The sequence below is a fragment of the Micromonospora sp. WMMD734 genome, from assembly GCF_049178975.1.
Lineage (GTDB): Bacteria > Actinomycetota > Actinomycetes > Mycobacteriales > Micromonosporaceae > Micromonospora > Micromonospora wenchangensis.
Genome location: NZ_JBMHMK010000001.1, coordinates 5877583 through 5902177 on the forward strand (window position 1 = coordinate 5877583; position 24595 = coordinate 5902177).

At 72.8% G+C, this 24595-nt stretch carries 24 protein-coding genes and 3 tRNA genes; 15 read left to right on the plus strand and 12 right to left on the minus strand.

Features of this window, described 5'->3' with window-relative positions; genetic code table 11:
* Nucleotides 1-65 precede the first annotated feature (65 nt).
* The 3 genes from ACN267_RS25565 to ACN267_RS25575 are packed head-to-tail and all read left to right on the plus strand — an operon-like array spanning nucleotide 66 to nucleotide 2830.
* A complete protein-coding gene (locus ACN267_RS25565) occupies nucleotides 66-761 on the plus strand; it encodes a response regulator transcription factor (RefSeq protein WP_204958262.1) in 696 nt (231 codons plus the stop codon).
* Entirely contained in the window at nucleotides 754-2181 is a 1428-nt protein-coding gene (locus tag ACN267_RS25570; protein ID WP_204958261.1) for a sensor histidine kinase, read from the plus strand. The genes ACN267_RS25565 and ACN267_RS25570 overlap by 8 nt, the downstream gene beginning before the upstream one ends.
* A 55-nt stretch (nucleotides 2182-2236) precedes the next feature.
* Nucleotides 2237-2830 (plus strand): hypothetical protein, encoded by a 594-nt coding sequence (locus ACN267_RS25575; RefSeq protein ID WP_204958260.1) that lies wholly within the window; start codon nucleotides 2237-2239, stop codon nucleotides 2828-2830.
* A 66-nt stretch (nucleotides 2831-2896) separates the two neighbouring features.
* Here ACN267_RS25575 and ACN267_RS25580 read toward each other — a convergent pair whose 3' ends face one another.
* Nucleotides 2897-5131: a phospholipid carrier-dependent glycosyltransferase gene (locus tag ACN267_RS25580; RefSeq protein ID WP_421489816.1), complete on the minus strand. Its 2235-nt coding sequence runs from the start codon at nucleotides 5129-5131 to the stop codon at nucleotides 2897-2899.
* 145 nt (nucleotides 5132-5276) lie between these two features.
* On the opposite strand from ACN267_RS25580, the gene ACN267_RS25585 reads away from it, so the two are divergent.
* The gene (locus tag ACN267_RS25585) at nucleotides 5277-5981 is read left to right on the plus strand and encodes a glycosyltransferase family 2 protein (RefSeq protein ID WP_421490497.1); all 705 of its coding nucleotides are present in this window, start codon (nucleotides 5277-5279) and stop codon (nucleotides 5979-5981) included.
* 24 nt (nucleotides 5982-6005) lie between these two features.
* Here the strand turns inward: ACN267_RS25585 and ACN267_RS25590 are convergent, their stop codons facing one another.
* Entirely contained in the window at nucleotides 6006-6890 is an 885-nt protein-coding gene (locus ACN267_RS25590) for a transketolase family protein (protein ID WP_421490498.1), read from the minus strand.
* Nucleotides 6891-6892: 2 nt separating this feature from the next.
* Nucleotides 6893-7615 carry a transketolase gene (locus ACN267_RS25595; RefSeq protein ID WP_421489817.1) on the minus strand — a complete coding sequence of 241 codons (723 nt, stop codon included), beginning with the start codon at nucleotides 7613-7615 and terminating at the stop codon, nucleotides 6893-6895.
* A gap of 45 nt (nucleotides 7616-7660) precedes the next feature.
* On the opposite strand from ACN267_RS25595, the gene soxR reads away from it, so the two are divergent.
* Nucleotides 7661-8122, plus strand: coding sequence for a redox-sensitive transcriptional activator SoxR (soxR, locus tag ACN267_RS25600; protein ID WP_204958910.1), 462 nt, complete (start codon nucleotides 7661-7663; stop codon nucleotides 8120-8122).
* 80 nt (nucleotides 8123-8202) lie between these two features.
* Here the strand turns inward: soxR and ACN267_RS25605 are convergent, their stop codons facing one another.
* Nucleotides 8203-9180 (minus strand): NAD(P)H-quinone oxidoreductase, encoded by a 978-nt coding sequence (locus tag ACN267_RS25605; protein WP_421489818.1) that lies wholly within the window; start codon nucleotides 9178-9180, stop codon nucleotides 8203-8205.
* 295 nt (nucleotides 9181-9475) lie between these two features.
* Here ACN267_RS25605 and ACN267_RS25610 point away from each other — a divergent pair.
* Nucleotides 9476-9562 (plus strand) — tRNA-Ser (locus ACN267_RS25610).
* A 190-nt stretch (nucleotides 9563-9752) separates the two neighbouring features.
* Here ACN267_RS25610 and ACN267_RS25615 read toward each other — a convergent pair.
* Nucleotides 9753-10040, minus strand: coding sequence for a hypothetical protein (locus ACN267_RS25615; RefSeq protein WP_307821148.1), 288 nt, complete (start codon nucleotides 10038-10040; stop codon nucleotides 9753-9755).
* 502 nt (nucleotides 10041-10542) lie between these two features.
* Nucleotides 10543-10761: a GntR family transcriptional regulator gene (locus tag ACN267_RS25620; RefSeq protein ID WP_204958256.1), complete on the minus strand. Its 219-nt coding sequence runs from the start codon at nucleotides 10759-10761 to the stop codon at nucleotides 10543-10545.
* A 709-nt stretch (nucleotides 10762-11470) separates the two neighbouring features.
* Here ACN267_RS25620 and ACN267_RS25625 point away from each other — a divergent pair.
* Entirely contained in the window at nucleotides 11471-11839 is a 369-nt protein-coding gene (locus ACN267_RS25625; RefSeq protein WP_239485256.1) for a hypothetical protein, read from the plus strand.
* Here ACN267_RS25625 and ACN267_RS25630 read toward each other — a convergent pair.
* Nucleotides 11794-12174, minus strand: coding sequence for a nuclear transport factor 2 family protein (locus tag ACN267_RS25630; RefSeq protein ID WP_204958255.1), 381 nt, complete (start codon nucleotides 12172-12174; stop codon nucleotides 11794-11796). The two genes, ACN267_RS25625 and ACN267_RS25630, sit on opposite strands and share 46 nt — an antisense overlap.
* A 132-nt stretch (nucleotides 12175-12306) precedes the next feature.
* Here ACN267_RS25630 and ACN267_RS25635 point away from each other — a divergent pair, with 132 nt between their 5' ends.
* A complete protein-coding gene (locus ACN267_RS25635) occupies nucleotides 12307-12840 on the plus strand; it encodes a YbhB/YbcL family Raf kinase inhibitor-like protein (protein WP_204958254.1) in 534 nt (177 codons plus the stop codon).
* Nucleotides 12841-12891: 51 nt separating this feature from the next.
* On the opposite strand, the gene ACN267_RS25640 is transcribed toward ACN267_RS25635, so the two are convergent.
* Nucleotides 12892-13602 carry a class I SAM-dependent methyltransferase gene (locus ACN267_RS25640; protein WP_204958253.1) on the minus strand — a complete coding sequence of 237 codons (711 nt, stop codon included), beginning with the start codon at nucleotides 13600-13602 and terminating at the stop codon, nucleotides 12892-12894.
* 409 nt (nucleotides 13603-14011) lie between these two features.
* On the opposite strand from ACN267_RS25640, the gene ACN267_RS25645 reads away from it, so the two are divergent.
* Nucleotides 14012-15709 (plus strand): hypothetical protein, encoded by a 1698-nt coding sequence (locus ACN267_RS25645; RefSeq protein WP_421490499.1) that lies wholly within the window; start codon nucleotides 14012-14014, stop codon nucleotides 15707-15709.
* A 7-nt stretch (nucleotides 15710-15716) separates the two neighbouring features.
* Here ACN267_RS25645 and ACN267_RS25650 read toward each other — a convergent pair whose 3' ends face one another.
* A complete protein-coding gene (locus tag ACN267_RS25650) occupies nucleotides 15717-16496 on the minus strand; it encodes a hypothetical protein (protein WP_421490500.1) in 780 nt (259 codons plus the stop codon).
* Between the two features lie 352 nt (nucleotides 16497-16848).
* Here ACN267_RS25650 and ACN267_RS25655 point away from each other — a divergent pair, with 352 nt between their 5' ends.
* Nucleotides 16849-18348: a peptide deformylase gene (locus tag ACN267_RS25655; protein ID WP_281901819.1), complete on the plus strand. Its 1500-nt coding sequence runs from the start codon at nucleotides 16849-16851 to the stop codon at nucleotides 18346-18348.
* A 97-nt stretch (nucleotides 18349-18445) separates the two neighbouring features.
* Here the strand turns inward: ACN267_RS25655 and ACN267_RS25660 are convergent, their stop codons facing one another.
* Nucleotides 18446-19564 carry a globin domain-containing protein gene (locus tag ACN267_RS25660; RefSeq protein WP_421489819.1) on the minus strand — a complete coding sequence of 373 codons (1119 nt, stop codon included), beginning with the start codon at nucleotides 19562-19564 and terminating at the stop codon, nucleotides 18446-18448.
* 145 nt (nucleotides 19565-19709) lie between these two features.
* Between ACN267_RS25660 and ACN267_RS25665 the strand changes: the two genes are divergently transcribed.
* Nucleotides 19710-20483 (plus strand): CPBP family intramembrane glutamic endopeptidase, encoded by a 774-nt coding sequence (locus ACN267_RS25665; RefSeq protein ID WP_421489820.1) that lies wholly within the window; start codon nucleotides 19710-19712, stop codon nucleotides 20481-20483.
* Nucleotides 20484-20559: 76 nt separating this feature from the next.
* Here ACN267_RS25665 and ACN267_RS25670 read toward each other — a convergent pair whose 3' ends face one another.
* The gene (locus ACN267_RS25670) at nucleotides 20560-21315 is read right to left on the minus strand and encodes a hypothetical protein (RefSeq protein ID WP_421489821.1); all 756 of its coding nucleotides are present in this window, start codon (nucleotides 21313-21315) and stop codon (nucleotides 20560-20562) included.
* Nucleotides 21316-22213: 898 nt separating this feature from the next.
* Between ACN267_RS25670 and ACN267_RS25675 the strand changes: the two genes are divergently transcribed.
* The 4 genes from ACN267_RS25675 (at nucleotide 22214) to ACN267_RS25690 (ending at nucleotide 24054) form a co-directional block, all read left to right on the plus strand.
* Nucleotides 22214-22304: transfer RNA gene (locus ACN267_RS25675), tRNA-Ser, on the plus strand.
* 35 nt (nucleotides 22305-22339) lie between these two features.
* Nucleotides 22340-22412, plus strand: a tRNA-Arg gene (locus ACN267_RS25680).
* A 634-nt stretch (nucleotides 22413-23046) separates the two neighbouring features.
* Nucleotides 23047-23418: a hypothetical protein gene (locus ACN267_RS25685; protein WP_281902018.1), complete on the plus strand. Its 372-nt coding sequence runs from the start codon at nucleotides 23047-23049 to the stop codon at nucleotides 23416-23418.
* Nucleotides 23419-23598: 180 nt separating this feature from the next.
* Complete coding sequence (locus ACN267_RS25690; protein ID WP_421489822.1) at nucleotides 23599-24054, plus strand: Mth938-like domain-containing protein; 456 nt, start codon at nucleotides 23599-23601, stop codon at nucleotides 24052-24054.
* Between the two features lie 42 nt (nucleotides 24055-24096).
* Here ACN267_RS25690 and ACN267_RS25695 read toward each other — a convergent pair whose 3' ends face one another.
* A complete protein-coding gene (locus ACN267_RS25695) occupies nucleotides 24097-24540 on the minus strand; it encodes a DUF4279 domain-containing protein (RefSeq protein WP_421489823.1) in 444 nt (147 codons plus the stop codon).
* Nucleotides 24541-24595 lie beyond the last annotated feature (55 nt).

Below are 24595 nucleotides of genomic sequence, written 5' to 3' on the forward strand. Positions count from 1 at the left end.
GTTCCTTACCTGACCCGAACACGGCCCTCCGTTGCGCCCGAGCCCCGGTCGGTCATCATGGGCCGGTGACCGTCGATGCCACACCGCCGCGTGGGCTCGTCCTCGTCGTGGAGGACGAGCCGGCCATCGCCGACCTGGTCCGGCTCTACCTGGACCGGGACGGGTTCGGCGTACACCTGGAACGGGACGGCACGGCCGGGCTGTCCGCCGCCCGCCGGCTGCGCCCGGTGGCCTGCGTCCTCGACATCACCCTGCCGGGCCTGGCCGGCACCGAGATCTGCCGGCGGCTGCGTGAGTCCGGCGACTGGACCCCGGTGATCTTCCTCACCGCCCGCGACGACGAGGTCGACCGGATCGTCGGCCTGGAGTTGGGCGCCGACGACTACGTGACCAAACCGTTCAGCCCGCGCGAACTGGTGGCCCGGGTCCGGGCGGTGCTACGGCGGACCGTCGGCGCCCCCGACGGCGCGGACCGGCCCCGCACCGTCGGCCCGGTCACCCTCGACCCGGCCCGGCGCACGGTGCTCGCGGCCGGCACCCCGGTCCAGCTCACCTCCACCGAGTTCGACCTGCTCGCCCACCTGATGGCCCGCCCCGGCCGGGTCTTCACCCGGGAGGAACTGCTGGCCGGGGTCTGGGGGTACGCGGCGCACGCCGGCACCCGTACCGTCGACGTGCACGTCGCCCAGGTCCGGGCGAAGCTCGGCGCGGCCAGCGTGATCCGCACCCACCGGGGCGTCGGGTACGCCGCCGATGGCTGAACCCTCCGCCCCCCGCCGGGGCACCACCCCGCGCCGCCGCCGGTCCCTGCACACGCTGACCGCCCGCGCGGTGCTGGTCACCTGTGCGGTGGCGCTGGTGTCGGTGCTGGTAACCGCCCTGGTCGCGGTTCCCCTGGCGGTACGCGGGGTGGAGCGCCGCGACCAGGAGGCGCTTGCCGCGCAGGCCCGGCTCGCCGCCGACGTGCTGAAGGTGCGGCCCAGCCGCCAGCGCGACGCGGCCGGCGACCGGCTGATCCGCCAGCTCAAGGACCAGCAGATCGAGGTGTACGTCGTCCAGGGCGGGCTGGCCGACCGCCCCGGCCTGCCCCGACAGGTGGTGAACCGGGTCTCCGCCGGCCGGGACGTCTCCGGCCGACGGTTCGTCAACGGCCAACGGACCCTCGTCGAGGGGCGGGCGCTGCCCGGCGGGGAGGGGGTGGTGCTGACCCGGGCCACCCCGCAGGGACCGTGGCGGCAGGTGCTGCGCGCCCTGTGGCTGCCGCTGCTGGCCGGGCTCACCGCCGGGGCGGCGGCCGGGCTGCTGCTGGCCCGTCGACTGGCCCGGCCGATCCGGCACGCCGCCACCGCCGCCGCCCGGCTGCGCGCCGGTGACCGGGCCGTCCGGGTGCCCGTCGAACCGCCCGACGAGGTCGCCGACCTGGCGTACGCGTTGAACGGGCTGGCCGCCGCGCTGGCCACCAGCGAGGGCCGGCAGCGGGAGTTCCTGCTCTCCGTCTCGCACGAGCTGCGGACCCCGTTGACCGCGATCCGGGGGTGGGCGGAGGCGCTCGCCGACGGGGTGATCGGCGCGGACGAGGCGACCGCGACGGGCCGGACCATGCTCGCCGAGGCGCAGCACCTGGACCGGCTGGTCGCCGACCTGTTGGCGTTGGCCCGGCTGGAGGCGGTGGACTTCCCGCTGGAACCGGTGCCGGTGGACCTCACCCGGTTGGCCGCCGACGCCGAACGCACCTGGTCGGAGCGGTGTGCGGCGGTCGGGGTGCCGTTCCGGCTGGAGACGCCGGGCACGGCGGTGCCCGCGTACACCGATCCGGGGCGGATCCGGCAGGTGGTGGACGGGCTGCTGGAGAACGCGCTGCGGGTCGTACCGCCGGGGGCGCCGGTGGTGCTCGCGGTCCGGCCGGCCGGTGCCGGGCCGACCGCCGGTGGGCTGGTGGAGGTCCGCGACGGCGGACCCGGTTTCACCGACGACGACCTGGCGGTGGCCTTCGAACGCGGGGCGCTGCACCAGCGTTACCGGGGGCTCCGCAAGGTGGGCAGCGGGTTGGGGCTGGCGTTGGCCGCCGGGCTGGTCCGCCGACTCGGCGGGGAGATCGTCGCCGGGCACGCCGCCGAGGGGGGCGCGGCGTTCACCGTCCGGCTACCCGCAAGTCCTTACCTGACCCGAACATCGGCCTGACCCCGCGCCCATCCCGTTCCGCCAGGCTGGTGGCATCACGGACGAGAGGACAGTCATGGCTTATCGGGGAATCGCCGTCACCGCCACCTCGCTGCTCGCGGCGCTCACGTTCGGCGTCGCCGGCTGCGGGTCGGCCCAGGTCGCGCAGGACGGTACGAAGGCCGCCACGGTCGACGTGGCCGCCGCCCTGGGCGTCGAGGGGTTGGCGCTGGCCGCGTGGGGCCTCGACCCGGCCGAGTTGGATCTGCTCGCCGAGCCCGCCGCGTCCGCCACCCCGTCCCCGCAGGCCGGGGAGAAGGGCAAGCGTGGCGAACGGTTGAAGGAGCTGCGGCAGCGCCGGCAGGCCCGGGTGCAGCTGGGCCGCAACGGCCTGCACGGCGAAGCGGTGGTGCAGACCAAGGACGGTACGAAGACCGTCGTCGTGCAGCGCGGCGAGGTGACCGCGATCGACGGGGACTCGGCGACGGTGAAGTCCACCGACGGCTTCACCCTGACCTGGAAGCTGGGCGACCAGCTGCGGGTGGTCGAGCGCCGGACCACCGTCAAGGCCAGCGACGTGAAGGTGGGCACCAAGGTCAACGTGGCCGGGGCCAAGGACGGGGACGCCAGCGTCGCCCGGCTGATCGTGGTGCCGATCAAGCAGAAGTGACCCGTGGGGGACCGGTCGGGGTCGGCGTGGACCACCACGCCGGCCCCGACGTGTGTTCCCGGTGGCTCAGCGGGCCGGGGGCAACGCGTAGCCGACGTGGTCGCGGTACTCGATCGTCCAGCCGGCCGGAACGAGTCGGGCGCACTGGGTGCGGGGGCCGGTGCAGACGATCGCGTCGACCGACGTGGGGTCGGCCGGTGGCCGGTCCGGCAGCACCGACTGCAACGCCACCAGGTCGGGCGACCGACCGTCGTCGGCGCGCAGCAGCAACCACCAGGGGTACTCCCAGTTGTCGTTCTGCTGCACCAGGCCGATCCGTCGGGCGTCGCTGGCCCGTACCGCCGAGGCGGCCCAGCGGAACTCGTCGGCCCACTGCGGGCGGCGTAGGAACCGGGTGTCCCACTCGCCGGTCGTGAAGACCGAACCCGCGCCGACCAGCCGGCGCGGGAAGCCGTAGGACAGGGCCAGCACGCCGGCCAGCGCGGAGGTGGCCAGCACGGTCACCACCAGCCCGGCGGCCACCGACCGGCGGCCCGTCCCGGCCCGCCGCCGCAGCACCGCGTCGACCCAGAGCCCCGCCAGGGGTACGGCCAGCACCAGCGCGTACAGGAGCAGCCGGTTCCCCCACGGCTGCCACTTGATCATCGCGGTGTGCAGGACCACCGCGCCCACCACCACCCCCGCGTACGCCCGCAGGGCACCCGACCGGCCGGGGACGAGCCGGCGCGGGCGGGCCAGCGCGACGACCGCCCCGACCAGCGCCAGCGCCCCGGCCAGCGGGAAGGCCACCCGGTCCTCGTCGGGATACCAGGAGGGCACCGGAAAGACCTCCCGGCCGAACGTGATGGCCCGGTCCTGCGGGTCGACGCCGACCGCCCGGGAGCCGTCCATGATCGCCTCGGCGGTGCCGGCACGCAGCGGGGCCAGCGGGGTGTCGAACGCGGTGTGCCCGATCCGCAGCGCGTTGACCAGCACGGCGGCCGGGTCGTGCCGTTCCATCGGGATGGACTCCCGCAGCCGGGGCGGCCCCAGCGGGTGACCGAACTCGGCCGTCTCCCGGGCCAGGAACGGCCCCACCACCGTCGCCGCGACCAGCACCACCAGCAGCGAGCCGCCCACCGTCCGGGCCACCTGCCGGGCCCCGCTCGGTCCCGGCCGGTCCGTCGGGTCCGACCTGGACCGACCGAGCGCCCGGCCGGCCGGGTCGGCGGTGACCCCGTCGGGGCGGACGGCCAGCCGGAGCTGGGCCAGGCCCCAGAGCAGCAGCAACGGCCCGACGGCGATCAGCCCGCTGGTCTTGGTCAGTGCGGTCAGGCCGGTGGCCGCGCCGAGCGCCAGCGCGTCGGTCAGCCCGGCCCGGCGGCGCAGGCCGTCCAGCACCAGGGTGGCGGCGCAGGCGGCCCAGGCGGCGGCGACCAGGTCGGTCTGGGTGCTGGTCGCCTGGAGGGCCACCATCGGCGTGGTGGCTAGCAGGAACGCGGTGAGCAGTTGGGCCCGCCGGCCCCCGCCGAGCTGGGCGGTGATCCGGGTGGCCACGAGCAGGCAACCGAGGCCGGCGGCCCACTGCACCAGGTTGTGCAGGGCGTCCCCGCCGGTGAACAGGCGCAGATGCAGCAGCAGGTACTCCGCGCCGGGCGGGATGGTCACCTGCCGGTGGATGGCGGTGGGCCAGAACTCCAGGCTGCCCTGGGCCACCCAGTGCTCCACCTTCGGCAGGTGGTACGTCTGCGAGTCGAAGTTGTTCGGCTCGGCCAGCAGCGCCACCACCAGTTCGGTCAGCACCACGGCGAGCACCGTGCCGGCGAGCAGCCGTTCGCCCCGGGTCGCCGTACGCCGGAGGTGGGTCAGCCGGTCCGCCCATCCGGAAAGCAACGCCGCGACGCCGCCCCGGACGGTGGTCGGGGGTGCCACGGCATCGGCAGGCGGCTGCGGTCCGGACGCCGCGCCGCCGGTCCGCCGGTCCGCCGCAGGGCCGCCGACGGCCGCGCCGACCAGCACCGCCCGCCGGCTGCCCGCGACGGCGGCCGGGGTCGCGGCGGGGTCGCGTCGCCAGCCGACCGCCACCGCGACCCCCGCGACGAAGAGCACCCAGGCCAGGGCGAAGGCGGGCAGGGTGAGCGCGTCGAGGGCGCCCAGCACCTCCACGGTCAGCACGGCGAAGACACCGGTCAGCAGGGCGGCCCGGACCAGGCCGAGGCGGTGCGGGGCGACCACCCCGGCGGCCCGGGGGCGCAGGAGGGCGGTGAGTGACACGAGCGCGGCGACGGGGGCCGCCACGAGCATCCAGCCGGCTGCCGACATGGGCGGAAGTAAACACCATTCCGCGCAGTGACCGGGTGCCGGCCGGTCCGATGACGGGCACCAGCCGCTGTGGTGGCGACCCTCGCGCGGCTGACCTGCCAGGCTAGGCTAGGCCCGACTTACTGTCGCCACCGTGGAGATTCCCGTGAAGCTCTCGATCCTCATGCCGGTCTACAACGAGGAAGAACGCATCGCGGATGCCCTCAAGCAGGCATTGGCGGTCGATTATCCCTGCGAGATCGAGCTGGTCGTGGTGGACGACGGCAGCCGGGACGGCACCGGGGAGATCCTCGGCCGGGCGGACGACTCGCGACTGCGGGTGATCACCCACCCCCGCAACGCGGGCAAGGGCGCGGCGATCAAGACGGCCGTGGACAGCGCCGAGGGTGAGTACATGGTCATCCTCGACGCCGACCTGGAGTACGACCCGCAGGACATCCCCCGGCTGCTCGCCCCGGTGCTCGACGGGCGGGCCACCGTGGTCTACGGCAACCGCACCTTCGGCAGCCACAGCGCCTACAGCTTCTGGTACGTGATGGGCAACAAGGGCGTCACGATGGCGGCGAACGTGCTGTTCAACTCCTACATCGGCGACCTGGAGACCTGTTTCAAGCTGATGCCTGTCGAGCTGTACCGGTCGCTGGGCGTCCGGTCCCGGGGCTTCGGGATGGAGGCGGAGGTGACCGGCAAGTTGCTGCGCCGGCGCATCCGCCCGTACGAGGTGCCGATCAGCTACCGGGCGCGCGGGCGCGAGGAGGGCAAGAAGATCACCTGGAAGGACGGGGTCGAGGCGATCTGGATCCTCGGCCGGGAGCGGACCCGCCGCCGGCCCGCCCACCCGCCCCGCTGACCCGTCCTCCCGGTTCGCCCCCGGTCATCCCGCCCGGGTCAGGAACCTGCCGACCGCCCGGCGTAGTCCGGCCGGGTCGAGGCCGTGCCACCGGTCGTGGTCCCCGGCGGTGCCGTAGCGCCGCAGTTCCGCCCGACCCACGCCGAGGCTGAGCAGCCGGTGCGGTCGGTCGGCCAGCGCCTCGGCCACCACCCGCGTCGAGGTGCCGGCCAGGTAGGGCTCCACCACGACCACCTCACCGCCGGCCAGCGCCCGCAGCCCGGTCACGTCGAACGGCCGGGGCCGGTGCGTGTAAGCCACCGTCACCGGCAGGCCGGCCACCGCCGCGAGCGCGGCGTCGAGCACCGGACCGACCGCCACCAGCAGCGCCGCGCCGGCTCCGGCGTCGCGTACCACCTGCAACCCACCCGCCTTCGGGTACGCCCACGCGTTGCTGCGCAGGGACAGCCGCAGGTAGGTCGAGTGCTGCCCGCAGACCGCGTCGTGCAGCAGCTCGGGTACCTCGTCGGGGTGGCCGGGCACGTGCACCGTCCAGCCGTCGAGGGTGTCGATCAGGGCGACGTCGGCCGGGGCGAGGTGGGTCCGGCCGGCCTCCGCCCGGTCGTACGACGCGCCGATGCTGACCAGCACCGCGCCGACCCCCTGGTGGTCGAGGTCCAGCTTGATCTGCTCGTACGCCCGCTCGACGAGGAACGGGGCGTAGCTGTGCACGATCGGGCGCTGCCCGGTCAGGGCGAGCCCACCGGCCACCCCGATCATCAACTGTTCCCGGATGCCCACGTTGACCACCCGGTCCGGATACCGTCGGCCCGCCTCGGTGAAGGCGTCGGCGGAGATGTCGGCCAGCACGATCGTGGTCCGGGGGTCGGCGAGGAACCCGGTGGCGCTGGCGACGAAGGTGTCCCGCATGGTCATTTCCCGCTCCCCGGGGTCGGTCCGTCGACCGCGACGACGACGTGCGGGCGGTGGCCGTCGTGGCCGGTGAGGGCGGCGTGCAGGGCGTCGTGGTCGTGCCCGTCGACGGTGGCGGCGGTCCAGCCGTTGACGGTGAACCGGCTGGCCACCCCACCCGGCCAGCCGTGACTGGCCGACGCGTTGTCGACCACGATCGCGGTGAGCCCGGCCAGGCCGGTCGCCCCGGCGTACGCGATCGCCTCGTGGTTGGAGCCCTCGTCGAGTTCGGCGTCGCCGAGCAGGACGTACACCCGGGGGGTGGCGCGGCCCTGGGCGCGCAGGCCGAGCGCGGTGCCCACGCCCAGTCCGAGGCCGTGGCCGAGGGAGCCGGAGCCGATCTCGACGCCGGGGACCAGGGTGCGGTCGGGGTGGCCGCCGAGGCGGCTGTCCGGCCCGCCCGCGTCGTCGAGCCAGTCGACGGGGATGAACCCCTTGGCGGCGAGCACGGCGTAGTAGCCGGCCACGGCGTGCCCCTTGGAGAGCAGGAAGCGGTCCCGGTCCGGGTCGTCGACGGTGGCCGGGGTGACCCGCAGCACCCGGTCGTAGAGCACCCAGTGCACGTCGACGGTGGAGTACACGTTGGCGTCGTAGTGGCGTCCGGCGCGGAGGCGTTCCAGCGGCGCGACGACGGGGGCGGGCAGGGTATGGCCCGGCGGGTGGGTTGCGGTCGGTGCGGTCATGTGGCTAGCGTGAAACTTGAAGTTAACTTCAACTCAAGGGCAGTGATGCACGAATCGCTCACCATCGGTCAGCTCTCCGCGCGCAGCGGGGTGGCCCAGTCGGCGCTGCGCTACTACGAACGCCTCGGGCTCATCCACGCCGAACGCACCGGCGGCAACCAGCGCCGCTACGCCCGCACCGAGCTGCGCCGGGTGGCGTTCATCCGGATCTCCCAGCAGGTCGGCATCTCGCTGGACGAGATCCGTGCGGCGCTGGACTCGCTGCCCTCGTCCCGCGCCCCCAGCCCCGACGACTGGGCTGCCCTGTCCCGCACCTGGCGGGAACGGCTGGACGAACGGATCAAGCTGCTCGGCAAGCTCCGCGACGACCTGGACGGCTGCATCGGCTGCGGCTGCCTGTCGTTGCAGCGCTGCACCCTCTACAACCCGGGTGACGCGCTGGCCGGCGAGGGCCCCGGCGCCCGCCTGGTGCTGCCCCGCCGCGACGGCCCGCGCCCGCCGGCCTGAGTGGCCCCGGGCCTGCGCCCTGCCGACGCCTGGTCCGTCCGGCAGGCTCGCCGAGGCACCCCGTGGCCCGGCCGGAGCCGTCACCCGGTGGTGAGCAGCACCTTGCCCACGTGGTCGCTCGACTCGACCAGCCGGTGCGCCTGCGCGGCGTCGCGCATCGGCAGCCGCCGGTCCACGACCGGCCGGACCGCGCCCGCCTCCACCAGCGGCCACACCTGCTCCCGCACACCCCGCACGATGTCCGCCTTGTCGGCCAGCGGGCGGGACCGCAGCGCGGTCGCCGCCACCGACGCCCGCTTCGCCAGCAGCGCGCCCAGATCCAGCTCCGCCTTCCGGCCGCCCTGCATGCCGATCACCACCAGCCGGCCGCCGTCGGCCAGCGCCGCCACGTTCCGGCCAAGATAGGACGCGCCCATGATGTCGAGGATGACGTCCGCACCCCGCCCGTCGGTGACCCGCCGGACCTCCGCCACGAAATCCTGCTCGCGGTAGTCGACGGTGTGCGCGGCCCCCAACTCCCGCAGTCTGTCGTGCTTGCCCGACCGGGCGGTCGCCACCACCGTCGCGCCCAGCGCCGCGCCGAACTGCACCGCGAATGTGCCGATCCCGCTGCCGCCGCCGTGCACCAGCAGCGTCTCGCCCCTGCCCAGGTGGGCCATCCGGACCAGGTTCGACCAGACCGTGCAGGCCACCTCGGGCAGCGCGGCGGCGTCGACCGGGTCGACGCCGGCCGGCACCGGCAGCAGTTGCCCGGCCGGCACGGCCACCCGCTCGGCGTACCCGCCGCCGGCCAGCAGCGCGCACACCGGCTGACCCACCGCCCACCCGGTCACCCCCGCGCCGAGCGCGCCGATCACCCCCGAACACTCCAACCCGGGGTACGCGGGCACGCCCGGCGGCGGCGGATACTGCCCCTGCCGCTGGAGCAGGTCGGCCCGGTTCACCGCGCTGGCGGTCACCTCGACTACCACCTCACCCGGGCCGGGCTCCGGGTCGGGCACCTCCGCCCAGACGAGCGCGTCGGGTCCACCGGGTTCCGGGATCGTGATCGCGTGCATGGCCCAGTCTTACCCGATCCGGGCCGGGAACCACGCCCGTCTGTCGACAAGCGCCATGTGGGCAGGTCCGGCCGGCAATATCCACCGGCCGTCGTCCCGGGCGGTCCACCGCTCGCCCACGACGGCCGGAAATTCGGCCACAGTGGACCGTCCGGGTGAGGTCATGCTGGTCATGGCAGGGATCAAGGACCCTCTTCCGGTACGCCGGACTGCGCCCGACGGCGATGGGCCGGCTCGTCCGGACGCGGTTCGTGGCAGACTAGGCACGGGCCGCACACCCCCGGGTGGCGGTTCGGGAGGGTTCGCCTAGTGGCCGATGGCGCTGGTCTTGAAAACCGGTAAGGCAGCGATGTCTTCGTGGGTTCGAATCCCACACCCTCCGCCGGCTGATGATCTACCCTGACGCAGCTCAGCCTCGGTTTTCAGGCCAGGTCTGTTTGCCGGTGGGGGCTGGTGGGGGGTTAGCCCGCGCCGCTCCCGTCGGTGGGGCTCAGGCGGGCGGGCGGCTGGGTGTCTACATGGCTGAGCTGCGCGTTAACGGTGCCCTTACCGTGGCGGCGGGGACTCATAGGTCAGTTCTGGCCAGGGCTTGCTGTGGGTAGTCCTGCTTCCTTGGCGCATTCGAGCAGCCGTCGGTCGTATGTGACGAAGGCGGTGAGTGCCGTGCCGGATTCGTTGGTCAGCACATGGGCGGTGGCCAGGTGGATGGCGTCGAGGCTGCGGAGCATCGGCTCGGCGAAGGCGGCTGCGGTCGCCCGGATCGTGCTGTTGATCCCCAGCCGGAACAGCCGTCCGACGGCGGCCGGCACGCCGATCAACGCCTGCGGAGCTGACCGGCGCAGGGCTCTGGGGACTTCCACCTCGACGAGGGCAGAGGAAACCAGGGGCACGTCGTCGTGCGTGTTAAGCCGGCGACGAGGTCGGTGCTGCACTCCTCCTGCCGGACCAGCTTGATGATGGCGGCGGAGTCGAGATAGATCACCAGCGTTCGTCGTCGCGCATCGCGGCGAGCGAGGCGGCCACGTCCACGTTCTCGTCGCCGAGCTTCGGTGGTAGCGGCACGGGGCCGCCACCGGTGGGGGGGCGACGGCCCGTCCTGCCGACACCAGTTTGGCCAACACCGACCGGTCGTTGCCCACCGGGACGAGTCGGGCGATCGGGCGGCCGCGATCGGTGATCTCCAGGGTATCGCCGCCACTGACCTGGGCCAGCACCATTGCCCCAACCTGCTGGGTTGTACTTTGAGGTCGACTTTGGGAGAAGTGACAGGAGTAAGTCACGCCCAAAGTCAGCCCCAAAGAGTTGAAGGCGCGGCAACATGCGGCGGAGTTGACGTCTGTCTGTCGCGGCGTTCGGCTCGCTCTAGTCCTCGCTCACATACACCCCCGCACCGGCCCGGCCGACTGTGAGCCCTCGGTCCCGGGTGAGTTCCAGGGCGCGCTGGATGGTGGACACGCTGACGGAGTACAGGTCGGCCAACTCCCGTAGGGACGGCAGCTTGGAGCCCTGCGGATACTCCCCGGCGCGGATGCGGGCGGTCAGATCGTCGGCGATCTGCCGCGAGGACATGGGGATGGGCATGGCGGATCTCCGGATGGTCCGGTACCTGGTTGGCCTGGCCAGTAGATCACGACACGCCGGAAACCTTGGTCTCTCCTTGCCTAGTGGCCACATAGTGACCCAGGTTGTCGGGGCGGGTATTCCTCCCTGGTTGGCACCTGGCCGTGATGCCCTCGCCGGGCTGGGGTGGATGCCGTGTCGCCACCTCAGCCCGGCATCCCGTCTTCGCAGCACCACCAGGCTGGAGGCAATTCCGTGAACGAACGCCCGCACGACAACCCACGGTCGGCTGCCTGTGCGGTTCCAGGTGGCCCCCTACCTCCGACGGGGACCCCATACCCCGGTCGCTCATGCTGCGTACGTTGATCATGCACGTCCTGCGCCGGCTGACTGGTCGTCCCGGTGTCTCTCCGCCGTTGGACCGCACCGGACCGGCCACTGCGTATCCGAATCAGACCGGCGGGTGGGCTCGGGTCCGGAGTGCGCCGCCGCAGCCGAACCCACGCGCCGCCCGTGCCGACTGCCCCTGCCGGCAGGCGGCTGTCCGCCGGGGCGCGGTGGATGCGCGCAGCGGAGTGCCGCTCCTGGTCCAGTCCGCGTGGGACTGCCTGGACCACCACCGCCACAGCCGGTGCGGCAGATGCACCGAGGGTGGCTTCTGCCCGCTGGTCGAGGCCGCCCGTGCCCGGATCAGGGCGTGGCGCAGGCTGCGTCACGTCCGGGGCCATCGATGAACGCGCCGCTGCCGGAGGCCGGCGACCTGGTGTACGTCACCCGCGCCGCCAGCGTGCAGTTCGTCAAGCCGATCTGGTGCCGGGTCATCCGGGTGCTCGACTGGATCACCTACGACGGGTGGTGCTGGTTGGACGTCTACCAACTGGACGCCAGAGGCGACGCGGTCGCTCGTCGGTCGGTCTTCGTGCAGCCCGCGAAGCTGGAGAGCCGGCAACCGGTCGGCCGGCCTGAACAGCGGCGACCCCCGGGTGTGCGCCGCCGACCCGACGCCGGTGGCAGCCGCCCTGTGCCGTCCGGCGAGCAGCCCGGACAGCCGGGTCAGGGGACAGGGCTGAGGTGGGCGGCGAGGATGCGCCAGCCGTAGCCGTCGTCGTAGGCCCAGGTGCGGGTGTAGCGCAACCGCGCCGCGAACGGTGCACCCTCGAAGGTGCCGCTGACCCGTCCCCGGAAGAACGTCACCCCGGTCGTGCCGGCCACGACCAGCTCCAACTCCTCCTCCACCAGCTCGTCGAGCACCGAGGTGCCACTGCGGTGGGCGGCCAGGTCGTCGGACTTGCCGAAGGTACGACCGTCCGGCCCGACGGCGATCAGGCGGTCGTCGAGCAGGGCGTCGAGCGCGGCCACGTCGCCGGCCCGCTGGGCGGCCTGGAGGCGGCGCTCCGCCTCCAACAGTTCCGCCTCACGTTCGGTGTCCTGCATGTGCCCTCCCGGTCGTCGCCGCGTCCCCTCATTCTGGCGGCCCGACGGTGCGTGGTGCTTCCGGTTCGTCGTGCCGGCCCGGCGGGGTAAGAAGGGGCAGAGGAAAACGCGCACACCGGAAGGACCTTCCCGATGACCCTGGAACGACCGATCGCCCCGGACCCGTACGAGCTGCTGCCGACCGTTCCGTCGTTCGACCTGACCAGCGACGACGTGCACAACGGCGAGCCGATGGAGGCCCGGTACGCGCACGGCAGCACCGGTGGCGAGAACGTCTCCCCGCACCTGGCCTGGTCGGGCTTCCCGGCCGAGACGAAGAGTTTCGTGGTGACCTGCTTCGACCCGGACGCCCCGACCGGCAGCGGCTTCTGGCACTGGGTGCTGGTCGACGTGCCCGCCTCGACGACCAGCCTGCCGACCGGCGTGCGGGAGGCGGACCTGGGCGGGGCGTTCAGCGTCCGTAACGACTACGGCGACACCGGCTACGGCGGCGCGGCCCCGCCGCCGGGCGACCGCCCGCACCGGTACGTCTTCGCCGTGCACGCGGTCGACGTCGACACGCTCGGCGTCGGGCCGGACGCCAGCCCCGCGTACGTCGGTTTCAACCTGGCGTTCCACACCCTGGCGCGGGCGGTCATCAGGCCGACGTACCAGATCAAGGAGTGAGCGGTGGTCCGCCGGTCCCGCGTGGGCGGGACCGGCGGGCGTGCGGTGCCCTCAGCCGGGCACCCGGGCGACGGCGAAGACGGACTGGCCGAACGGGGGTCGGACGAGCTGCTCGGCGGCCTTGGTGGCGGGCAGGACGAGGGTGTCGTACACCTTGACCATCGGGCCCTCCTTCGGCATCAGCCGGAAGACCTTGGTGGCCATGAAGTAGCCGATCAGGCCGAGCGCGTTGGCGTAGTGCATCGTCTCGACCCGCAGCCCGGCCGCGGTCATCGCGTCGCCGAGGGTCTTCTTGGTGTAGCGGCGCACGTGGCCGGTGGCGATGTCGGCGGGGCCCATCGCGAACTGGAACGCCGGCACGATGATGATCACCGCCCCGCCGGGCCGGACCAGGTCGCGCATGCTGCGCAGCGCGCCCACGTGGTCCTCGATGTGCTCCAGCACGTTGTACGACACGGCCGCGCTGTAGTCGCCGCCGCCAGGGTGCGGCAGCAGCATCTCGCGGACCTCGATGGTCGGCTCGTCGACCAGCCGCTCCTTGAGCAGGACGAGCCGGTCCGGGTCGGCCTCGGTGGCGGTGAAGCGGGGAACGTGTTTGGCCCATTCCAGGGCGTAGTCGCCCAGGCCGCTGCCGATTTCGATGGGGTCGTCACCGAGGTGGGGCACCGCCAGCTCGACGAACCACCGACGGTGGTTGACCGCGGTGGCCAGACCCTCCAGCACCTCTGCCTGGACGCGCTGATCCCCAAGGATTTCTACCATGCGTCGATTCCTCACGATATGACTGACCCGCGCCTGGACCGACAGAGTGAATCATCCGCAGCAGGGGCGGAGGAAACAGGGCACTGTGAGGGCCGAAATGTGGTCGGGGGAGGGCACGTGATCGGCGGTCGGCGAACCCGGCACATAGTACGGCAGTACCCGAAACATGTCACGTGACGGCCATAGGCCAACTACGCTCTGAATTGTTATGACTACTCCCGAATCGGAGCGCGGGACCGGTCGATCCGACGTCGGGGACGCCTTGTCGACGCCGGCCCGACGGGTCGTCCGGCGGCGCTGGCGGCGGGTGCTCCCGGCAGGCCGTTCACCGCGTGCCGGGCCGTCGGTGCCGGCCCGTCCGTCGGCCGCCGGGTGGCGGTGGGACGCGTTGGCCGTGGTCAGCTACCTGATGCTGGCGTTCTGGGTGACCGCCAGGCTCTGGCGTGACCCGGCGGCCGGGGTGCGCGACAACCGGTCGGACCAGGCGCAGTTCGAGTGGATGATGGCGCACGGCGCGCGGGTGGTCACGGAATGGAGCTATCCGTTCGCCTCGGACCGGATGAACGTGCCCGACGGCGTCAACCTGATGGCGAATACCTCGGTATTATCCGTCTCAATCCCGATGACCCCGGTCACTGTCCTGTTCGGGCCGCACTGGTCATTTCTTGTTTTTCTCACCCTGGGAATGGCGGCCACCGGCACCGCCTGGTACTTCTTCCTGTCCCGGGTGGTCACCCGCTCCCGGGGGCCGGCGTGGCTCGGCGCGGCCTTCTGCGCGTACGCCCCGGCGATGGTGTCGCACGCCAACGCCCACCCGAACATCGTCTCCCAGTTCGTGGTGCCGCTCATCATCTGGCGCACCCTGCGGCTGGCCGAGCCGGGCCGGTGGCTGCGCAACGGACTCCTGCTCGGCCTGCTGATCGTCTGGCAGGCCTTTCTCAACCTGGAGATCCTGCTGATGACCGCGATCGCCCTGGCCGTGGTGGTCGGTGCCCTCGCCATCGGCCGGCCGCCGCTGCGCGCGGCGACCCGACCGTTCCTCGCCGGGCTCGGCGTGGCCGCGCTGCTGTCCGCCGTGCTGCTCGCCTACCCGCTGTACGTGCAGCTCTTCGGGCCGGGTTCCTACCACGGCCTGTCCCGGCTGATCCGGGGGTACCGCACCGACCTCGGCGCGTTCGTCGGCTGGTCGCGGGAGTCGCTGGCCGGGGACGCCCGCTCCGCCGACCCGCTGGCCCGCAACCCCACCGAGGAGAACGCCTTCTTCGGCTGGCCGCTGGCCGTCCTGACCGTCGCCCTGGTCTGGTGGTTGCGGCGCAGCGCCTTGGTGGTCGGCCTGGCCGTCCTCGGTCTGCTCTTCGCCGTCCTGTCGTTGGGTCGGGAGGTGCAGCTCAACGGGCGCGACACCGGCGTACCCGCCCCCTGGGCGCTGCTGGAGGACCTGCCGCTGCTGCACTCCGTGGTGCCCACCCGCTGGTCGCTGGCGATCACCCCGATCGTCGGGGTGCTGCTGGCCCTCGGTGCCCAGCGGGCCCGGGATCTCGCCCGCCGGCACCAGGGGGCCCGGCAACAGATCCGCTTCGCCACGACGACCGTCCTGCTGATGGCCCTGCTGCCGCTGCTGCCGACCCCGCTGCCGGCGACCCGGCTCGACCCGGTGCCGCAGTTCGTCACCGGCGGCGGGTGGCGGCCGTACGTGGCGGGAGGGCGCAGCGTGGTGACCCTGCCGCTGCCCGACAACACCTACGCCGATCCGCTGCGCTGGTCGGCCCGGACCGGGCTGGAGATGCCGCTGGCCCGGGGCTACTTCCTGGCCCCCGACACCCGGCCGTGGTCGCCCGAACCGGACGTCGCCCTGTTCACCGCCCCCTACCGGCGGACCAGCAACTTCTTCGCCGAAATCGCGCGGACCGGCACCGTCGGGCCGATCACCGCCGCCGACCGGCGGTCCGCCGTGACCGACCTGCGCTACTGGCGGGCCGGCGTGGTGATCCTCGGCCCGCACCCGCAGGCCGACGCGCTGCGCCGGGCGATGACCGCGCTGACCGGCATCACCCCCGTCCGGACCGGCGGGGTGTGGCGGTGGGACGTCCGGCCGCTCACCGGGTGAGCCCGGGTCAGGCCGTGCGGACGCAGCAGCCCTGGCAGACCTTCGGGCTGGGCAGGGTGAACGCCAGGCAGCAGGTGCGCCGCTGCACGGTCGGCTCACCGCCCCGGCCGGGCACCAGCTCGACCAGGTCGGCCAGGCCGAGGGTGCCGAGCAGGGTGTCGATGGTGGTCACCGACGGGCCGGGCAGGGCGTCGCTCGCGCGCAGGATGCCGTGCGCGATCCCCGAGGCCACCGAGCCGAGCAGGGTACGCGCACCCACCCGTACCTCCGCCTGGATCGCGGTGACCATCGGGGCGAGGTGCGCGTCGAGCAGCGAGGCACGCAGGAGGCCGAGCAGTTCGGCCTCGTCGGCGGCGACCCGGACGCCGGGCTGGCCGGTGAGGGCGAGCGGGTCACCGGGCAGCACCGCGACGGTCGTCGAGCGGTGCAGGCCCATGGTGAGCAGTTGCCGGTGGTCCTCGAAGTGGATCAGCACGTCGGCCGGGTCGAGCAGCGGCACCCGGCGGGCCGAGGCCCAGCCGAGCACCACCGGCAGCGCCGTCCAGTAGCTGTAGGACTTCCAGGCCAGCGCGGCGCACGCGTGCGGGGTGCCACCCCATCGGCGGGCGGCGGCGCGCAGGAACTCGGGCATCCGGGTGCCGTCGACGAGTGTGGTGGCCGGGCTCCAGCCGAGGTCGTCGGTGACCACCAGGCCGGGCGCGAGGCCGGGCAGCACGTCGGTGCCGAACATGGCGCGCAGGGTGGCGGTGACCGGGGCGAGTCGGCCGGCGAGATCCTGGCCGGGCAACACCGCCGTCATCCGGACCCCCTCCCGTCCCGCTCGGCCCGCCACGGGTGGTGGCGGTCTCCTCGGCCACTCCGGTGTCGGAGGGGTCGTCCGTGAAACTACGTCCGCGAAGCTAAGGCTAGCCTAACCATGCCTGGGTGCTGAGGGAAGTCTCTGCGGAGGTGGATCGGGAGGCCGGGATCACGATGTCCGTCCCGTCGGTACGGATCGGCCCGGTTCGGCTACTACCCGGCCGAAGGCGGGGAAAACGCGGGCGATGTCAAGGCATATGTCGGCAACGTGCCAGTTCGCTACAGGGCGACGGGAAGAACGTGAAGACTTGTCATCCCGGCTGCGCTGCGTGAGGAAGCTGATGACGACCTCTCCCCTGGAGCGGGCCGCCGATTCGTTCGCGGCGGAACTCGCCCGGCACCGGACGGGGCGAGGGCTGACCAAGAAACAGCTCGCCACGATGATGGGCTTCGACCCGTCGTACGTGAGTCACGTCGAGGGGCGACGACACCGGCCCACCGAGGACTTCGCCCGCCGCGCCGAGGCCGTCCTCGACGCCGGCGGCGTCATCTGGCAGCGGTTCCGCGAGTACGACCAGCTCCGCCAGACCCGGGCCACCCCCGGCCCCCGCGAACCCGCACCCCCCGGCCGCTGGCTCCCCCCGGGCACCGGGCTCGTCGTCGAACGGGAGACCGCCACCCTCACCCTGGTCGACGGCACCTACCGGTGCGTGATCCGCCGTCGGCTGCACAACGCCGGCACCGAACCGGTCACCCGGTACCTCGTCCGGGTCGCCGTCGACCGGTGGCCCGACGACCCCGGACGCTCCAACCGGCACCACCGCGAACACCCGCTCACCTTCGCCGAGCTGCGCTTCCGGGCCGTCCACCACGACGACGGCGCCCGCGAACCGATGCACTGGCGGGTCCGTCACGACCGGGACGCGTACAAGGAGATCTGGCTGCTGTTCGAGAACGCCGACGGGCGGTTCCCGCTGCACCCCGGCGAACGTGCCGAGGTCGAGTACGCCTACCGGGTCGGCCGGGTCAAGTGGGGCCCCTGGTTCCAGCGGGCCGTCCGCCTGCCCACCCGGCACCTGGCCGTACGGCTGGACCTCCCGGCGGCCCTCGACCCCCGGGTGTGGGGGGTGGAGACCTCGCTCTCCGCCGACGAGGGACCGCTGCGCACCCCGGTCCGCCGCCACGACCGGGGCGACCGGATCGTCTTCGACTGGTCCACCGACGACCCGCCGCTCAACACCCGGTTCCGCCTCCAGTGGCGGTTCCGGCAGGAAGCCGTCGAGTCGCCCCCCGTGCCGGCCCGCCCGGCCGACCGGATGCGCGCCCTCGGCGTGCTGCCCCCCGACGCCACCCCGCCCGGCCGACCCGCCCGCCCGCTGCACCTGCCCCGGGAGGCCGCCGCCGCCCGCGAGGTGGCCGACCGGCTCACCGACGTGCTGACCCGGGCCGAGGAGGTGCACCCGCTCAGCGCCGGCACCGGCCTCGCCGCACCGCAGCTCGGCCTGGACGTCGCGGTCGCCGTGGTCCGCCCCGCCGACCGGTCCGCCCCACCGGTCGTCCTGGTCAACCCCCGGGTGGTCGGCGAGAGCCCGGAAACCGTCGAACAGTACGAAGGCTGCCTCGCTGCCGCCGACCACCGTGGCCTGGTGCCCCGCCCGCTACGCATCGACGTCGAACACGCCCGCGCGGACGGCAGCCGGATGATCACCTCGTTCGCGTACGGGATGGCCCGGTTGGTCGCCCACGAGATCGACCACCTCGACGGCCGCTCCTGGACCGACCGGATGGCCCCCGGCATGCCGCTGGTCCCGGTCGAGGAGTACCGCGAGAGCAACGTCTGAACCCTGCCCCGGACGCGGTCCGGGCGGGCACGGAGGGGACCGGGGCGCGTGCCCCAGGGGGCGGGGGCACGCGCCCCGGTGCGGGGGGAGTAAAGCTCTACAGGTTGCCGAACGTGTCGTACCGGATGTGCTGCGGCGGGACGTCGTCCTCGGCGAGCGCCCGCAACGTCGCCCGGACCATCGCGGCGGAACCGGAGACGTAACAGTCGTGCGACGTCCATGGGCCGTACCGGGCTACCACGTCAGGGACGTCCCCCTGCTCACCGTCGAAGTCCGGGTCGTCACTGCACGACGGGGTCACCGACAGCCACGGGTGCGCGGCGACCAGCTCCTCCAGACCGGCCAGGCCGTACAACTCGTCGGCGTGCCGGGCACCGTAGAAGACGTGCACCCAGCGGGCCCGGTTCCAGCCCGCCAACTCCTCCACCATCGCCTTCACCGGTGCCAGGCCCACCCCGCCGGCCACGCAGAGGATGTCCCGCCCGGAATCCCGGTCCACCGTCATCGACCCCATCGGGGCGGCCACCCGCAGCAGGTCACCCGGCTTGGTGCGGCGCACCAACGCCCCCGAGACCCAGCCCGCGCCGACCGGCGTACGGACGTGGAACTCCAACACGTTGTCGTCGTTCGGGGCGTTCGCCACCGAGTACGTCCGCCACACCCGGGGCAGGTGCCGGGGCACCTCGACGCTGACGTACTGGCCGGCCTTCCAGACCAGCGGGTGCTGCAGGGCGCGGACGGTCAGCACGGCGGTGTCGCTGCCGTACCGCTCGTGGGTGAGCACCTCCGCGTGCCAGTACGGCGGGTTGTCGTCCGACTGCGCCCCGGCCAGCATCGTCGCCGTGATCGCCGCGTACGCGTCCCGCCACGCCTGGTCGTACTCCAGGTTCCAGCCGTCACCGGCGGTGGTACGCAGCGCGTCGAGCAGCGCCACCCCCATCGTCGCGTAGTGCGCGGCGTCGACGTGGTACTTACGGTGGTCCCGACCCAACGAGCGCAGGTACTCGTCGAAGCTCTCCGGGTCGTCCATCACCTGGCTGGCGGTGACGATCGCGTCCAGGATCCGGTCGCCCTGACCGGTCATCTCCGCCGGGAACAGCCGGCGCAGCTCCGGATCGAGCAGGAACAGTCGGGCGTAGAAGCGACCGCTCAGCCGGTCCCGGTCCTCCTCGACCAGGGTCCAACTCTCCTTCAGCAGCCGAGCGAAGTTGTCCACGGGGGGCGGTCCTCCTCCTGACGGCGGATCGGGCCCCGATAGAATGTCCACGGAGCGTATGCACCGGTCGCACAGAATGTGCGATCGGCTCATCTGGGCCCACCGGCCGGTGCGATCGGGCCACCCCGTCGGGCAGAGTGGTGCGGTGACCGTTGAGCAGCACACCCGCCCGGCGTCCAGGCGGGTCGTCGGCACCGAGACCCTGCTGGTCCTCGGGCTGTCACTCGGGCAGTCGGCCGTCTACGCCGTGGTGTCGCTGACCGCGAAACTGACCGCCGACGGGCCGCTGTCGAAGCAGACCGCCTCGCTCAACACCTCACAGTCCGCCCGCCCCTGGCTCGACCTGACGTACCAGCTGCTCGGCATCGTCTTCGCGCTGCTGCCGGTGCTGCTCGCCGTACACCTGCTGGCACGGGACCCCGGCGACCCGGCACGGACCCTCGGCGTGGACCTGCGACGGCCCGGGTCCGACCTGGCCCGGGGCGCCGGGCTCGCCGCGCTGATCGGCCTGCCCGGCCTGGCCCTGTTCTGGGCGGCGGCGCAGCTCGGCGTCAACGCCACCCTGGTCCCCGCCGGCCTGCCCCCGTTGTGGTGGGCGGTGCCGGTGCTGGTCCTCGCCGCCGTGCAGAACGCCGTGCTGGAAGAGGTGATCGTGGTCGGCTACCTGGTCACCCGGCTGCGCCAACTCCAGTGGCGGCTCGGCGCGGTCATCGCGACCAGCGCGCTGCTGCGCGGCTCCTACCACCTCTACCAGGGCTTCGGCGCGTTCGTCGGCAACGCCGTGATGGGCGTGGTGTTCAGCCTGTTCTACCTGCGCACCCGGCGGGTGATGCCGCTGATCGTGGCGCACACCCTGCTCGACGTGGTCGCCTTCGTCGGCTACTCGTTGCTGCCGAAGGACTGGTTCGACTGGCTCTGACCGCCGCTGCGTCGCCGGTCGCCGCTGCGTCGCCGGTCGCCGCTGCGTCGCTGCTCGCCGCCGCTCGGCGGGCGGCCTAGCCGCCGCTCCGGGCGGGTCGGTAGCTCGCCACCGCGCGGGCGGCCAGCAGGTCGGTCGCCGCCGCGTCACCCGCCGCCGTCGCCAGCACCGCCGCCCCCGGCAGCAGCCGGGCCGCCAGCCGGAGCGCGGCCCAGCCGCCGGCCTGCGCGGCCAACGGGGTCGCCAACCGCCACGCGGCCTGCGCCGCACGCGGCCATGGCCCGTCGCCGGGCCCGTCCGCCGCCCGCGCCGCGTCCAGTGCGGCACGGGCACTGTCCGCGTCCGGGTGCACCCGGGTCAGCACCAGCAACTCCACCGCCCGCTCCGGGTCGGCCGGGTCCCGGCCGTACGCCGCCGCCACGTGCAGCACCAGCGCCGACTGCGTCCAGAGCACCGCCGCCAGTTCGGCCAGCGGCGCGAACAGCCCGGCCACCGCCGCCGTCGCCCCACCCACCCCGGCCCACCTGACGAACCGCCGGGTGGCCAGCCGGGCCAGCCCGTCCGGGTCGGCATCCGGGTACGCCGCGCGCAGCCCGCGCACCCACTCCCGTGCCTGCGGTCCGATCCCCTCGACTGTCGCCAGGGCCAGCAACTCCGGCGCGAACCCCGGATGGGCCAGCAGCCGGGACCGGATCACCGCCAGTTCCAGACGCCCCGTCGCCGCGCCGCCAGGGTCCGCCGTCGCCGTCGCCGGCACGGCGGAGGCGCCGGTGGCGGTGGTCGGGGTGTCGACGGGGTCCGGCCCGGCGGGCGGACGCTGCCGGGCGGTCACCCGTCGCCTCGCGGGCGGGGTGGGTTCCGTGGTCGGTTCGGAAGCGGGTTGCGGTGCCGCCTTCTTCGGTGGGGTCGCCCTCGTGCGGGGTGCGGGTCGGCCGGTGGTGGCCGGGGTGGCCTCCGCCGGCGTCGCCTTCCGCGCGGCCCGTTTCCGTGGCGGTGTGCCCGGTTCTGTCGCTTCTGCGCCCGGCTCTGCCGGTGTGGCTGGTTCCGGGGGTGTGCCCGCGGTGGCGGGGCCGGCGGCCTCATCCGCCGGCAGTTGCCCCCGGGGTGCTTTGATGGCGCTGCCGGCGGCCGCGCCGCCCGTGCGGGTGCGGGCGGTGCGTCGCACGGCCGGTGTCGTGGGGCGTGCCGGTGCGCCGGCGGCGTCGGGCGTCGCGGTGGCGGCGTCGGGTGCCGCTGCATCGTCCGCGAGGGGCGGCGTCGGTGCCGTCGGCGGGTCCTCCGCCGCGCCGGTCGGTTCCGCTGCCGCACGGCGCGGTCGGGCGGGAGCCGCCGGTGGTGGTACGGGCGACTCGGCAGCAGGCGGTTGGAACAGCACGGCCGGTGCCGCTTTCGTCGGTCGGGTGCGTTTCGGTCGGGTCGTCGAGTCTTCGGCGGAGGGCTGCTGCTGCCGGGGCGGCGCGGGTGGCGGCGTGAAGGTGGCCTCCGGCGAGCGGCGACGCGCCCGGTCGCTGGCGGGGCGGCGGGGCGGGTCGCTCGGCGGCTGCTCCTGCATGGAAAAGGAGCGTAGCCGCGAACGTGACCTCGCACACGCGGGAATACTCCACGCCGGGCGGGCTGGCGGTGCCCCTGGCGCGGCTCCCACCAGGGGTTGCCGCCCGTGGGGATAGTCGCTTTGCCCCGGGTGGGGGCGGGCCTGTATCCTCGTCCGCGGTGGTCCGCAGGGTCACCGAGGAGACTTCGCCTAGTCTGGTCTATGGCGCCGCACTGCTAATGCGGTTGGGGTCTTAAAGCCCCTCCCGGGTTCGAATCCCGGAGTCTCCGCGCAAAACCGGTTGTGTAGACTGGTCGAGCACCGGGCGCCCGTAGCTCAATGGATAGAGCATCTGACTACGGATCAGAAGGTTAGGGGTTCGAGTCCCTTCGGGCGCACAAGATCATGAGGGGTCTGACCTGCCGATATGGCGGTCAGGCCCCTTTGTTTTTCTGTCCCTTGTGGTCGGTTGGGTGCTCGGTGGGTGCTCGTGCGACGAGCATCCCTCACGTCCGGTCCTGTCGGACGGGTTGCTGCTGGGTCCAGGCGTGTCCGTGGTCGTGGTTGGGGTGGGTTTCCGGTCTTGTGTGGCAGCGGGGTTTTGGGGTCACCGTTGTCGCTGCTTTCCGTTATGGTCGGTTCACCGTGGGCGTTGTGGCGGGCGGTGGTCAGTAGTCCGATGTCAGTGGCGGGACGTCGTCGTGGATCCGCAGCAACTCAGTGATGTGAAACGGGCGCTTGGGCGGCTGCTGGCTGGGTGGCGTTCGCGGCGTGGGTTGACGCAGGACGATGTCGCGGTGGGTGCACAGCACTCGGAGCACGGTCGCGAATGTCGAGCGGGGTCGGCAGGTCGTGGACCGGGTTTTGTGGGCGCAGTGTGAGTCGTTCCTGCGGGCCGACGGATCTTTCGAGTCGGTCATGCCCGTCTTGCTACTACCAACAGCGGCGCTTCTACTCCAAGGCTCACAAGTCAGACACCGTCACGACTTTGCCGGGGCTGGGGGGTTACGGTGGATGATTAACAATCCGACGATGAGGCTGCAAATGATCAATGTCCAGGAGTTCGCGCGACGGTTGAGTACTCTCGGAGCTGATGCGTTTACCAGCGACGACGTCGTGGACCTGGCGACCGCGGCCGATGTTCGCATCAGCGCAGACGTCGAGATCGACGCCACCGTGGCGCAGCGCTTGCTCGACCAGGTCTCGCCCACCCTGCCGGTCACCGGGGCCCAGATCGCGGCGTCGCAATGGCCGCCACCGGAGTCTTCCCGTCCTGCAGCGCCTTTGGTGTCGTTCTCCAGCCCTGGTGCCGTCGACGGACCGGCTGATCAGCCGACCCGACGCCGCAGTTCCGGGTCTGCGGGTAGGGGTCGGCGCCCCGGCTCCCGGCGAACGGGCAGGTGAAACAGCAGTCCCAGCTTCTTCAGCAACCGCCAGCCTGCTCGCCGCAGCCGTCGACTGCGACGCGGGCTGCGAATCCCACTCTCGCCGCCGTCATCGGCTGAACTTCGTCCTCCTGTCCGGCTCCGTACGCCCGGGCCGGCTCGACGCACGACGATCCCGGTAAAGCATGCGGATCGCGGCATGAGCGTAAGGTCTGGCAGCCTGCACAGAACGTTCAGCCGCGGCCGACGCGGCTCCGTCCAACGAGGGGCCGCCGTGTCCAGCGAAACAACTCGTTCGCCGCTCGTACTGGCGATCTCATGGGGCCACATGGACGTCGAAAACCTTGGAGTTGGCAAGGACTTCAAGCTCTACCCCAGCGGTGGCCGCCCGTGGGACTGGTCCGAAACCGGTACCCGCCACAGCCCCGGTGTTCAGCCCGATGATGTCCTAGAGCTTCTGGCCCACGGTGCCACGACCGTCGTACTGTCGCGTGGCATGCGCCTGCAGCTGCAGGTCGACCCGCGTACCCTCAGACTGTTGGAGGAGCGCGGGGTGACCGTCCACGTGGCCGAGACCACCGAGGCAGTCCAGATCTACAACGACCTCGCCACCAGTGGCACCGCAGTCGCAGGACTGTTCCACTCGACCTGCTGAACGCAACGATAGAGACACGCTTGCAGCGGCAGATGAGGACGGTCATCGGCTTGAATGGGCGGTGAAGTCTCCCGCGTACTCATCCGATTCGACGCTAGCGCCCATCCGTGCGAGCAGTTGGATCTGCTCACAGCTCAGCCACCAGCCCATCGCGTTGTAGCCGCCGTCTGGGTCGTCGAACCAGCGAACCATCATCAGACCTGCGTCGACGTCGCCGCCGTCGACGAGGGCCCGCACCCGATCGGCCGCCGGGGCGATACGGGCGAGCACGGTGGACGCCTGCTCGTCGATTCGTCCGTGCGTCTCACAGCGGATCTCCCACCGATGAGCTGCCGGGACCGGCCCCGGCGATGTGCGACGGCTTCCCATGGCGGCGGTCCGATCCGGTTCAAGCCCGAGACATTCCGTAATCTGTTCGGCTGTCACCGCCTCGCTGTCGAGCCAGAAGTAGCAGTACTGCTGAACCTTCCACGGCCCGTCCACCATGTACGCCAACCTATGCGTTCGGACCCGTGGGCGTGCACTCAATTCGGCTAGATCC